Consider the following 12,303-nt stretch of genomic DNA (forward strand, 5'->3'; position numbering starts at 1 on the left):
CATCTAGATTTTAGTAATTTTTAAGCTCGACTGTTTATGGTCGGGACCTGGCATACCGATCGTAATATCCTTGTCATTACTAAGCAATCTGATGATTAATGTATTGTCCTTTCCTTCTTGGATGGGATGATTGATCCAACGAATCGTGATAGGCATCTCGACATATCCTGGCTTAAACAGTAAAGATGAGCTTGGGTTCAAGATCTCGTAATCAATCCCTTCTGTAAGGCCCTCACCTACAATGATCTCATATGTCAACGTAACAGGCTCAAACTGACTTTTAGTACTGAAATAAACCTTATAGTCCACCGGTTCATTTCGATTTGACTGTACGGTTATTTCTGAATCATTATTTTGGTGTATATAGAAAAAAGGGTGATCATAAGGTGTCTCCAGCTCTTTGTTACAAGAAACAGATAACAACATCATAAACCCCATTAAAAGTAGCATCTTTTTCATGTCTTATTTATTTACAGTAGGATTTGGTTTAATTGATGGATTAGCGTCCAGTTCAGTTTTCGGAATCGGTAAGATAAAGAGATCATTGGGATAGTTGACAGTGCAATTAGCTGCTCCGCAATCCGTACCACGGTTTAGACTTTCTTTATAACGCATAATATCATAGATCCGTTGACCTTCAAACGCGAGCTCTTTGCGGCGTTCCATTTTGATCTGGTCTAGCAGTTCTTCTGGAGAACTATATTGTACGATGATGTCAGCCACATTTTTATTCAACGCTCTTGCTCTGATCATTTTAATATCCTCCTCTGCTAAGCTATACTGTTTAGTATGGTAATAAGCTTCGGCACGATTGAGGTATAGTTCAGAAGTACGGATCACTTTAAAGTTGACCGGCCAGTTGATATCTGGTATAGCAATATTTTTTGCATTTTTAAGCGAAATAGAATTTCCCGAACTGGCTTGTAGTTCATATAGGTTTCTCCTCACATCAGTAGTCTCAAAGAAATTTAAAAATGCTTTGCTTGGGTACGCCAAAAAGGATGTGCGATCTGAATAAAAGCTAGACATATAATTTGCTGATCTCGTATTAAGATTCAGTTGCCAGATAACTTCAGACTTGATGCTGTTATAGTCCGATAACTGACTCTCTGCTATAAACATGTCTTTATAATCAGCATTTTTGACTAATGGATAGCTTCCTTTTGACACGACTTCAGAAGCGTATTGGATAGCTTCATCATAACGTCCCATATATAAATAGATACGAGACAACAAGGCACGAGCGGCGTCTGAAGAAGCATAGATACGTGTAGCGGGACTCAAATTATCTAGATACTGGATCCCCGTCTCCATATCTTTTATGATTTGCGCGTAAGTGTCCTTCATCGTTGCGCGCGGTAAATTTTGCGGTGGTAGAGGCGTTACTGTTGGAATAGGAATTCCTGGATGACTTGCATCAGCTGTATACGTATAGTGTTGTGCATATACATTGGCAAGTGCAAGGAAAAGTAAGCCCCGGATGATGTGGCTCTGCCCTAAATATCTATTAAAATCATCCAAGTTACCATTCAGAGTAGGTTGAATACCTGCTGCAGAGTTGATGATATTATTGATGTTATTTAAGGCTTCATAACCTGAGGACCAGATAGCCATGGTCCCACCGGTTCCATCCTCTTCATCAACATTATAATTGTAGTCTGTCAACATATAATTTTGAGTTGATGTCGTACTGCGCTGTACATCGTCGCCACGCAAATCACCATATATGCCGTATTGAGACTGAAAAAAACGAGAAGTTAGACTATAACTACCCATCAAGGCATCACGCATGCCATTGACATTTGAGAATAACTGTTCTTTGCCCAATTGCCCGATAGGCGCTACTTCTAAAAAAGAGCTGCCACAACTTACTAATGAAAAACAGAGGGCAGCAAACGTATATTTAAATAATTTCATTTCAAATTCTTATTTTAAAAACCAATATTGATATTCAAAGAATAATTAAGCACTCGGCTGGATTCTGAAAGCATATTGGCATAGGTATTATCTACGACACTACTGCTTGTTACACCGTATTGCTTAGCTAATGCTTCATAATTCTTGATTGTCCCTTTTTTTGCTGAATAGGGTGTCCATATCGCCAAATTGCTGGCCATAGCGGTCACTGAGATATGACTTAATTTTAAGCGTTCTATTAATCCGGCTTTAAAAGTATAACCTAAGCTGATGTTGTCCAATTTGAGATATGTCCTATCCAATAAAAAGCGAGTAGAATTCATGATGGACGATGTACTTGTATTCGAAAGTCTAGGCGAAGTGGCCAATTGTCCTGGAAAACGCCAAGAATTTAACATATCAATGGATTGATTTCCGCTTAAAATACTAAGACCATCCAAACCATTGTTTCTTCCTGCTTGATCAAAATAAAGCCCTCCTTTTGCATATTTAAAAAAGACAGAAAAGTTCCAGTTATCATATGTAATATAGTTAGTCAGACCACCGTAATACTTGTGTGTCGCATCACCAGCAATGACCCGATCATTGGTATTAAAAGTTTTGGTAATATTGCCATTTACGTCATACCACATCGGATCACCAGTAGAAGGATCTACGCCAGCCCAACGTACTAAATAGTAAGATCTTGAGTTATAACCAGGACGCATAATCGTAGTTCCGGATACCCGATCGATATCTTCATTTAACTCCAATACTTTATTACGATTGGAGGATAGGATAAAACTGGCACTCCAATTAAACTTTTCTTTTTTGATGATATCTCCGTTCACGCTCAGTTCGAGTCCCGTATTTTGCATTTTACCTACATTTTCATAGGTACGGCGAAATCCGGTTACCATCGAGACATAGGCATTGTCAATCATATCATGCGTTACATTACGATAATATTCTGCAGCAATATTAAATCTTTCAAATAATCTAAAATCTATACCCGTGTTGAGCATTTTGGTTGTTTCCCATTTCAGTCCGTCATTGACACCTCGTGTCATCGTTGTACCAGAATTACCGCCATAACTATAGTCGGCATCGTATTTATAAATACCGCTGGCATAAGATGAATTAAATCTAGAGTTACCATTGTTCCCGTACGACACTTTAAATTTCAAGAAATCGATAACTTTATTTTTAGGCCAAAAAGACTCATTACTCGCAGTCCAGGCAGCTCCTACAGAAATAAATGTACCCCATTTAACATCCTTTCCGAAATTGGAACTTCCATCTTTTCGATAGGTGTAGTTGATCGCATAGCGTTTGTCATATACATAACCAGCCCGCCCAAAATAAGAAAGTAGAGTCTGTTTGTCACGACTTGTTGTTCCTACACGACTTGTTACTGCCACAAAACCAACTTCTCGGATATCGTCATTGGGAAAATTGCTTCCTGTCGCAGAAACAGAACGACGCTCCTCTTTTCTCGCTTCGGTACCCACTAAAAAGTCAAAATCTCCACCAAATATCTTCCTATCAAAAGTCAATGTATTGGTACTGATCAAATTGAGCACTTGTGACTGTCCTCGATATGCACTTCCATTGCTTGAGGCACCAGAATAATTATACATCGAATTATACATATCCTCATTGACACTGGTAAAATCAGCTCCATTCAGATTGGTAAACTTTAATCCATCCATTAATTGATAGCTGAATCCTAATGATCCAAGCACATGGGCGGCTTCTTGTTTCTGATCATTTTGATCCGATAATCCCGGCATATTTTGCAACAAATTACCATTTGGATCTCGTTCTATATAACTTCCATTAGGTCCATAAGGACTGATGAGTGGACTGTATTGAAAATAAGCATTTCCAGGATTGAACATATCGTCTTTGGTATAGGAAGCCGACATGGTTGAATTGATAATCAAGCGTTTTCCGACATTACCACTTACATTTGAACGTACATCATACCGCTTGGTGGTGTTGCCAATGATCATGTGTTTTTCATCGTACACATTGGCAGCTAGGAAATAGCGTGCTGCATCTGTGGAGCCCGAAAGACTTACATTATGCAAGGTTGTCAAGCCAGTACGATTGTAGACATCTGCCCAATTTGTATTTTGATTGGTATCTAATTTACCCAGTTGATCCATCATTCCCATATCTTTGACGAGATTCAGGTATTGAAGACCGTTGAGCTGGTTGAGGTATGTCGTGGGACGTTTATTGATCCCTGAACGGAATGTATAATTAAGTTTTGGTGCTCCCTTACCTTTACGAGTGGTGATCAAGATTACCCCATTTGAACCATTGGCTCCATATATGGTCGTAGCACTTGCGTCTTTAAGGACGGTCACGCTCTCGATATCGTTGGGATTTATATAGGTCAATGGACTAATCGAGTTCTGCATCCCGGGGATCGAATTGGTCGTTCCGCCGGTATAGAGCGGTACGCCATCCACCACCCATAGAGGCTCATTGGAAGTTGTTCCACCTACCGTGGACGATTCACCACGTATGCGTGTACTGTAGCGTGATCTGGCTGAACTATTCGTGCCCGCATCTTGTGAATTGAACTCTACTCCGGGTATAATACCTTCCAACAAAGCATCAAGACGAAGTGTAGGTCTATTTTCTAATTCCTTTCTTGTGATCACAAAAGCAGATCCCGTCTGATTTTCACGCGACTCTTTGGTTCCATAAGCCGTGACAATAACTTCATCCAGGTAATCCATACTCTTCTCCAATACAATCCGCGAGTTTTTCATGATCTCCTTGACAGGTATTTCCTGCGATTTATATCCGATATAGCTGATGATCAACGTACCTTCCACAGGGGCTACGATATTGAATTCGCCACGATTGTCCGTACCGATCACTTTGCTCGTACCTTTTAAGGCTACACTTACACCGGCTTGATTGGCAGCTGTTTTTCCGTCTTGATCATCAACGACTACCCGCCCCTTCAACAATACAGTAGAGCCCTGCTTTACTTTTGGCTTGGTAAGTGTAATCGTTTTATTGACAATCTAATATTCAACATTTAGTGCTGTGGATAATTTTGCTAGCGCTTCCTTAATCCCATTTTCATTGAGCGCAAGCTGTAAAGCAGGATCGTTTTCCAAAATATCAGCATCATAGACAAAAGAATAACCAGATTGGTCTTCGATCTGCTTTAAGACAGTTTTTAAAGGTTTTTTGGTACCATCTACTTGAATTTGCTGTGCAAAACTATGCTGAGAAGTACAGGTCAGCAATCCAATGGCCACCAAGGTAGTGAGTTTAACCGAAAGCAACTCGGGCTTTAAAAAAGCCGGGCTTCGTTTAAAGAATTTTTCATTCATTTTATTTAAGGTTAATTATTTGCAAAAGTTACATACAGAAGATTTCCTTTAAGCTGGAAATTTCCATTCGTTAGGTTTTTCATGATCTCAAGCACATCGGCGGTTTTGGAACCATTTGCTATTTTACCGGAAATATGCTGATTAGGTATAGATGTCTGATATACAACCTCAAAACCATACCAACTACTCAACTGGTCTAGGACTGATTTAATAGATTCATTATCAAATTCAAAATCTAGATTGCGCCAAGCCTCCTTATCCGATCTGGTTAGTTTTTCACGAATGAAGGAGCCATCTGTATTGAGCACCATGTCATTTGGTTTTAAAATCAAGCTTTGACGACCATTGGTCAATTCGATTTTACCCTCATGCAGTGTGGTTATTGTTTTTTCAAGGTCGGCATATGCTTTTACATTGAATTTTGTTCCGAGAACTTTTATTTGCTGATCTGAAGTTGTGACCACAAAGCTCCGTCCCGGAATGGTCGTTACTTCAAAATAAGCCTCGCCTTCCAAGGAGATTGTCCTTTGGGAAGAACTAGCATAATCTGGGGATAGAGAAATTTTAGATCCCACATTTAAAGTTACTTTGGTGCCATCAGGAAGAATGGCTTTTGTAAATTCACCTTTACCTGTTGCTAATGAGCTCAACGATTTATAGTTCCTCAGATCCACATAATTTGCTGTATCAAGAAAATCCTTTAGGTCGCCACTGATCTCTTCGCTCTGACCTGTATCATCTGTTATTAGAACTGCTGACCTAAATATCGGTTTATCAACGTCAGATTGTTGGTTTAACCATATCCAAGCAACCGCTGCTGAAAAAAGCACGATGGCTGCTGCGACTTTCCATAACCATTGTATCTGCTTCATCTTCACTGGAGCGATACGATTGTTTATATTTTCCCAATGTTTCTGTTGGAGTTCAACAAGAGGGACATCGCTATCAACCTCGGTCTGACTATCGTCAAAACTATTATACCAAAGCTGAAATTGGCGGATCTCATCCTTAGAAGCCGTACCCTGGTTGATACGGGCAATAATTTCTTTTATTTCTTGTTGCGATTTCATATGATTAACAATCGTGGTCTATAATAGAAGTACCACAAGTATCAATCAACGCACGCCGAAAATTAAAAAAATAATAAAGATTTCAAATTATTTATAAAAATCCTCAAATGTTTTAGACTTTTACTTATTTGATTTTCAACAGTACGAGGTGAAATATTCAATTTTTCAGCGATTTCCTTACTATTGAGATTGTCGATTCGAGAATAATTAAAGATAATTTTGGTCTTCTCCGGTAGTCGTTCTATCTCCTGAAAAATAAGTTGCTGAAGTTCTTTTGAATTCAAGGCATCATCCAAATTAAGTTCTTCTATCCGATCCAACAGACCATAGGAGGTATGATCAATATATTCAACTCGAGAAGATCGGTTTAAATATTTGATAATAGAGAATTTAGTTGCCTGAAACAAATAGGCTTCAAGATTTTGAATTTCGTCAAGTTTGGGGTTTTTCCAAAGAGAAACAAAGATATCCTGTAAAATATCTTCCGCAATATCTGTCTGTGGAAGCCTGTTATTACAGATTACAAATATCTTATCCCAATACCTTTCATAAATGATCTTAAATGCTTCTTGGTCTCCAGCTCGGATCAACTTTTGTAAAGTTAAATTATCGAGTGAGCTATAGTTGTTTTTCATTTTTATCCCCGTTCTGTCGAATATCTACAAAACGAATCCATGTGATGGGCCAAAACTACAATAATAATTAAAAGAAAACAAGACAGTTAACCATCGAGAACTCGGGTATTCGGTATTTTACCCCAATAAAGGAATCGCGTAACTGCATCAAAAAAATATCCATATCAAACTTGATCATGAAGCTATAGCAAAATCTATGTAGTTAAGCATAGACCTATGCGGGAAAAGAATATCATCCAATTATTTTAAAATAAATTTTGATTCAAAATAAAATCTACTAACTTTGTAGAGTATTCAGAATTGCACGATGCAATACCAACCGAGTTAAGTAACCGCGGTGGTAAATTAATATGGGTTTCGACCAAAAATATCTGGATACAGTTTATGGTTTAATCCTTTAAATTTTTAAATTGTATGTCAACACCAAATCTTTATCAACACTTACTGGAAAAATTCAGTTATTACACCATCAATGAACTGATACAACTCAACAATGATACGGTATCGGAAAAAGGCTGGGGTTCCTCCAAATCCACATTTCGCACGGCTCTCATCAGTACTTTTTCTAAAAGAGGTTTAGACCTTTCCAACATTATTTCAAGAGAAGATGGTTTTACCTCCGTCAAGTATGTAGCAGTTCGATTAGAAAAAAACACGCTTGTTCCAATTGTTCAGTAGGATAGTCAGAACGACATGATCTTTGCAATTTATCTACTAGTCTAATGAATCAGATCCACAGCTTGTTATACTCTAAATTGGCATTAAAAAGATTAGGATATCAAGCTTACAAAAAGTAGTTCAGTTATTTTACTAATAAGCTTCAGTTGTTTATTATTTTCGAACAATTGAAGCTTTTACAAAATTATATTCCTTAAAAGTATATTTATCGTTTATCATATCTACTTTAAACAATAGTTCTCTCCTGATTTATTTCCAATTGCGAGCACAATATTAATACTCTAAACAAAAGATGCATCGATAGTTTGTGCCAAGCATATCTGCATTTTTTATTTGATACTCTGCTTTAATTTCCCAAAAATACGGATATGATCACCTGATCATTACATAATATGTATCTACCTAAAATTTTCAAAGCTTTTATAAAATGACTTCGTCAAAAGCCTTCCTAAATAGAAAATAGGAATTACATTAGATAAAGTAGATTTTGTATCTTGCATGCTCATAATTGTATTTTTTATGAATCGAGTGAAAAGAGCTCAATCCATGATCACACTCCTTATTAAAATAAATTATTTTGATGAAAAAAAAATCTTTAATAACGCTTTCTGTATTACTTTGTGCTTCGGCAACTATGGCGCAAGAAAAGAAAGAAACGAAACTAACTGTTAATATGGAAACACCAGCAAAAACTCCATTAGACCCGCAAACCCTATGGAAATTAGGCCGTGTTTCTGCCGAAGGAATCTCTCCTGATGGTAAAACATTGGTATATGGTGTCTCTAATTACGCTGTGGAGACCAACAGCTCAGAGAAAAACTTATACACCTTATCATTGGAGACAGGCAACGCTACTCCCCTAACCAGTGAAAAAGGCGGCGAGTCTGTGGTACAGATAACAGAAAATGGTGATATTATTTATTTGTTCAAAGGTCAGCTTTGGAAAAAGAACAGATATAAGGGTGAAGCTGTACAATTGACAAATAGCGATACTGAATTAGAAAATGTCAAGTTATCTCCAAATGGTCAATACATATTATTCAGCAAAGCTGTTTTAATCAAAAAGTATCACAGTACAGATAAATATCAGGATTTACCAAAGTCCGATGCCTATGTATTCGACAATCTGGACTACCGTCATTGGGATACTTTTAATAATGGAAAATTTAACCATCCATTCGTGGCTTCCTATAATAATGGAAAAATTGGTGAAGCAATTGATCTGTTACAAGACGAGCCATTTTACAGTCCTCAAATGCCATTTGGCGGATCGGAAGATTTTGAATGGACGCGCGATAGTAAAGCGATTTTATATGTGAGCAAGAAAAAATTTGGTACGGACTATGCTGTAAGTACCAATACGGATATCTACCGTTATGATCTTGCCACCAAGCAAACAACCAATCTAACTGAAGGAATGCTTGGATACGACACCAATCCAACTTACAGTCCGGATGGAACCAAGTTGACTTGGTTGAGCATGAAAACGGATGGTTACGAAGCGGATAAAAATGATATCATTGTGTTTGATAAAGCATCTTCTCAACGACTAAATCTAACCGCGCATTGGGATGGTACCGTAAACTCTTTTACCTGGAGTAAGGACAATCGCAAAATTTATTTTGTAGCACCTGCTAAAGGAACGGTACAACTATTTGAATTAATTGTTCCTACTAATTTTAAGAACAAATCCTTAGCGTCCATCAAACAGATCTCTGAAGGAAATTTTGATATTACAGGAATTGTTGGGCAGGTCGATAATCAGTTAATTGTAACTTCTACAAAATTTACAAGAGCTACAGAGGTGTACCGTTATGACTTAAAGAGTAAAAAGTTAACTCCATTGACCACTGTCAATGATAATATGTATGCGCAGATCAGTGATAATAAGATTGAATCCAGAATTACAAAAGCCTCAGATGGTGAAGACCTTTTTTCTTGGGTCATTTACCCTCCTGATTTTGATCCTACAAAAAAATATCCAACGATCTTGTACTGTGAAGGCGGGCCACAATCGGCTTTAACACAATTTTATTCATTCCGTTGGAATTTACAGCTTATCGCATCTCAAGGATATATTGTCATCGCTCCCAACCGTCGCGGTATGCCGGGATGGGGTGTGAAATGGAATGAGGCGATCTCCAAAGATTGGGGTGGACAGCCGATTCGTGATTACTTATCTGCGATTGATGATATATCGAAAGAAAAATACGTAGACACCACGCGCCGCGCTGCTATTGGTGCTAGCTATGGCGGATATTCTGTTTATATGCTCGCTGGTGTACATGAAAATAGGTTTAAAACATTGATCGCGCATAACGGCTTGTTTGATATGAGAAGCTGGTATGGCACGACAGAGGAAATGTTTTTTGCTAACCATGAGCTGGGCGGCCCATACTGGGACAAAGCAAATGAAAAATCGTACACCACATTCAATCCATCCGAATATATCGAGAAATGGAATACACCAATTTTGATCTTTCAAGGTGGTCACGACTACCGCGTGCCGATAGGACAAGGACTTGGAGCTTTCCAAGCTGCACAGTTAAAGAAAATTAAAAGTAGATTGGTTTATTTACCCGATGAAAATCATTGGGTGCTATCGGGACATAATGCCCAAGTATGGCAAAGAGAATTTTTTGGTTGGTTAAAAGAAACATTATAATAAACAAAACGGGCTCGAAATTATATCGAGCCCGTTTTATTTTATTCCTCACCCTTCTTTCCAAAGATGGAAAGTTTAATATATTTTCCAGGTTTTTCTTTAATATCTTTCATCAGATGATCTAAACTTTGCGATGCATTATTTAAATTATCATAAAGCTTATCGTCATTGATCAATAGGCCTATTGAGCCCTGTCCCTTGTTGATTTTATCAACGATCGTCTGGAAATCGCTCATAGCCATATTAGCTTTATCCATTGTTTGTTGAAAATCAAGCTTAGCGGCTTTATCAGTAACGGTATTTAAATTGGACATAATAGCTGTTATTTGACCGCTATTATTTTTAAAGGTATTGGTAATGATGTCTAAGTTCGTGATGATATTTGTTAATCTTTTACGCTCCGAGCCCACAAGCCCTTCCACATCTTTGGTAATGAGTTCCACATTTTTTAATGATGTTGAAATACTATGTACACTTTCCTTAAAATCTTTTTGAAACTGATCGTCCAGTACAGAATTGACAACTGTTAATACTGAATCTAATTTTATGGTGATGGTTTCAACTCTTTTCTGTATCGGCTCGACCTTATCCATGATATTTGCCTGGATACCCGACGCTAACATATCACCATCCTTGGCCAACTCCGCACTATTCCCCATATCAAATACGATCGCCTTTCCTCCAAGTAGATCGGTACTGGCTATTCGTGCTATGGTATTTTTGGGTACCTTATATTCGGAACTGATTTTGAATTGTGTTAAGATACTACCATCAGGCTGCAAGGTCATCTTCGACACACGTCCTATTTGATATCCATTTACTAACACCGGTTTAGAGGCTGTCAGACCATCGACAGCTTGATAAGATGTATAATATGTATTGTCACTGCTAAATACATCATTACCCTTTAAAAAGCTGTACCCAATAAACAATAATGCAACTGCAACTACAGTTAAAATTCCGACTTTAGTCTCGTTTGATATTTTCAAAATAATATTTTCTTAAGTTTTATATGAATTCAATTTATCATTTAAACAAGACAAATGCAAATAAGTTTATCGTTCGACGCTTTTTTTGAATGCACTAATGGCGGCGACTAAGTTTTGTACGATCTCTTCCTGTCCTTCGTCCGATAGCATAAAAGCCTCTTCAGTACGATTATTCATAAAACCTATTTCTGTCAAAACTGCAGGCATACCCGCCTCCGCTAAGACGGCTAATCCCTGCTCTAAAATTCCTCTACTTACACGACCTGATTTTACATATTCTTGTTGCATCAAGTTGGCCAACTTGATACTCTTCTCACGGTATTGATTTTTCATTAATGAGAAGATGATATAACTTTCTGGATCTTTGGGGTCAAATCCTTGATAATTTTCTTTATAATTTTCCTCTAACAATAGGGAGGCATTTTCACGAATTGCAGCAGTCTGCTCGCCTAAACGATGTGAGCCCGATACAATAGTCTCTGTTCCTCTAGAAGAGCCTCCTGGTGCCGAGTTACAGTGAATAGATATAAATATATCCGCTTTTGCAGCATTGGCCATACGAATACGTTTATACAAATCAATAAACTCATCTGTACGTCGAGTAAACATAACACGTACACCTGGTAGCTGTCGCTCAATTTCTTTTCCTAGTTTTAATGCCACTTCCAAAGCAATATTTTTCTCCAAAGAACGTGAACCTTTTGCTCCCGAATCTCGTCCGCCATGGCCTGGATCAATAACAATTGTTCTAATTTGATAGGACTGTGGAGGTACAGGATGTGGTTTTGGTGGAGTAGCACTGGTCAAAACCATAAATAATAAAATCGCCGGGGCTAAAAAAAATATAAATTTCCGCTTTCTAATATTCAAATCTGATTTCATGTATATTTTTTTAATTTCTGTAATTTAATAACAAAATGTAATGAGTAATATTGTGCTACAAAAATAGGAAATGTTAATCTCGTTAAAAAACGTCACTTTCTATTTGTTTTTGACTAATTTTGTCGA

Annotated in this window: 10 protein-coding genes and 1 riboswitch; of the genes, 2 read left to right on the forward strand and 8 right to left on the reverse strand. The window is 37.6% G+C overall.

What is annotated here, in order from left to right; genetic code table 11:
• Positions 1–3: 3 nt before the first annotated feature.
• The 6 genes from B3P23_RS03745 to B3P23_RS03770 form a co-directional block, all read right to left on the reverse strand.
• Positions 4–459, reverse strand: a complete 456-nt coding sequence (locus B3P23_RS03745) for a hypothetical protein (protein ID WP_094772971.1) — start codon at positions 457–459, stop codon at positions 4–6.
• Positions 460–462: 3 nt separating this feature from the next.
• Complete coding sequence (locus tag B3P23_RS03750; protein WP_293924573.1) at positions 463–1,917, reverse strand: RagB/SusD family nutrient uptake outer membrane protein; 1,455 nt, start codon at positions 1,915–1,917, stop codon at positions 463–465.
• Positions 1,918–1,931: 14 nt separating this feature from the next.
• Positions 1,932–4,883, reverse strand: a complete 2,952-nt coding sequence (locus tag B3P23_RS03755; RefSeq protein WP_293924575.1) for a SusC/RagA family TonB-linked outer membrane protein — start codon at positions 4,881–4,883, stop codon at positions 1,932–1,934.
• A 60-nt stretch (positions 4,884–4,943) separates the two neighbouring features.
• Entirely contained in the window at positions 4,944–5,258 is a 315-nt protein-coding gene (locus B3P23_RS03760) for a hypothetical protein (protein WP_293924577.1), read from the reverse strand.
• 11 nt (positions 5,259–5,269) lie between these two features.
• Entirely contained in the window at positions 5,270–6,328 is a 1,059-nt protein-coding gene (locus tag B3P23_RS03765; protein ID WP_094772974.1) for a FecR family protein, read from the reverse strand.
• Positions 6,329–6,390: 62 nt separating this feature from the next.
• Positions 6,391–6,963, reverse strand: coding sequence for an RNA polymerase sigma-70 factor (locus B3P23_RS03770; RefSeq protein WP_094772975.1), 573 nt, complete (start codon positions 6,961–6,963; stop codon positions 6,391–6,393).
• Between the two features lie 285 nt (positions 6,964–7,248).
• A riboswitch (SAM-I-IV-variant riboswitch) is annotated at positions 7,249–7,342 on the forward strand.
• Positions 7,343–7,377: 35 nt separating this feature from the next.
• Between B3P23_RS03770 and B3P23_RS03775 the strand changes: the two genes are divergently transcribed.
• Both B3P23_RS03775 and B3P23_RS03780 read left to right on the forward strand, forming a co-directional pair.
• Entirely contained in the window at positions 7,378–7,641 is a 264-nt protein-coding gene (locus B3P23_RS03775) for a 5-oxoprolinase (RefSeq protein ID WP_248754719.1), read from the forward strand.
• A gap of 580 nt (positions 7,642–8,221) precedes the next feature.
• Positions 8,222–10,306 (forward strand): S9 family peptidase, encoded by a 2,085-nt coding sequence (locus B3P23_RS03780; protein WP_349681553.1) that lies wholly within the window; start codon positions 8,222–8,224, stop codon positions 10,304–10,306.
• A gap of 41 nt (positions 10,307–10,347) precedes the next feature.
• Here B3P23_RS03780 and B3P23_RS03785 read toward each other — a convergent pair whose 3' ends face one another.
• Positions 10,348–11,295 (reverse strand): MlaD family protein, encoded by a 948-nt coding sequence (locus B3P23_RS03785; protein ID WP_045755749.1) that lies wholly within the window; start codon positions 11,293–11,295, stop codon positions 10,348–10,350.
• A 66-nt stretch (positions 11,296–11,361) separates the two neighbouring features.
• Complete coding sequence (locus B3P23_RS03790) at positions 11,362–12,177, reverse strand: N-acetylmuramoyl-L-alanine amidase family protein (RefSeq protein WP_052627765.1); 816 nt, start codon at positions 12,175–12,177, stop codon at positions 11,362–11,364.
• Positions 12,178–12,303: the final 126 nt, after the last annotated feature.

Source organism: Sphingobacterium sp. UBA6320, assembly GCF_002440335.1.
Taxonomy (GTDB): Bacteria; Bacteroidota; Bacteroidia; order Sphingobacteriales; family Sphingobacteriaceae; genus Sphingobacterium.

Coding starts and splice junctions, on each gene's coding strand:
- B3P23_RS03750 (WP_293924573.1), bottom strand. CDS start 1,917: ATGAAATTATTTAAATATACGTTTGCTGCCCTCTGTTTTTCATTAGTA.
- B3P23_RS03780 (WP_349681553.1), top strand. CDS start 8,222: ATGAAAAAAAAATCTTTAATAACGCTTTCTGTATTACTTTGTGCTTCG.
- B3P23_RS03760 (WP_293924577.1), bottom strand. CDS start 5,258: ATGAATGAAAAATTCTTTAAACGAAGCCCGGCTTTTTTAAAGCCCGAG.
- B3P23_RS03790 (WP_052627765.1), bottom strand. CDS start 12,177: ATGAAATCAGATTTGAATATTAGAAAGCGGAAATTTATATTTTTTTTA.
- B3P23_RS03770 (WP_094772975.1), bottom strand. CDS start 6,963: ATGAAAAACAACTATAGCTCACTCGATAATTTAACTTTACAAAAGTTG.
- B3P23_RS03775 (WP_248754719.1), top strand. CDS start 7,378: ATGTCAACACCAAATCTTTATCAACACTTACTGGAAAAATTCAGTTAT.
- B3P23_RS03765 (WP_094772974.1), bottom strand. CDS start 6,328: ATGAAATCGCAACAAGAAATAAAAGAAATTATTGCCCGTATCAACCAG.
- B3P23_RS03745 (WP_094772971.1), bottom strand. CDS start 459: ATGAAAAAGATGCTACTTTTAATGGGGTTTATGATGTTGTTATCTGTT.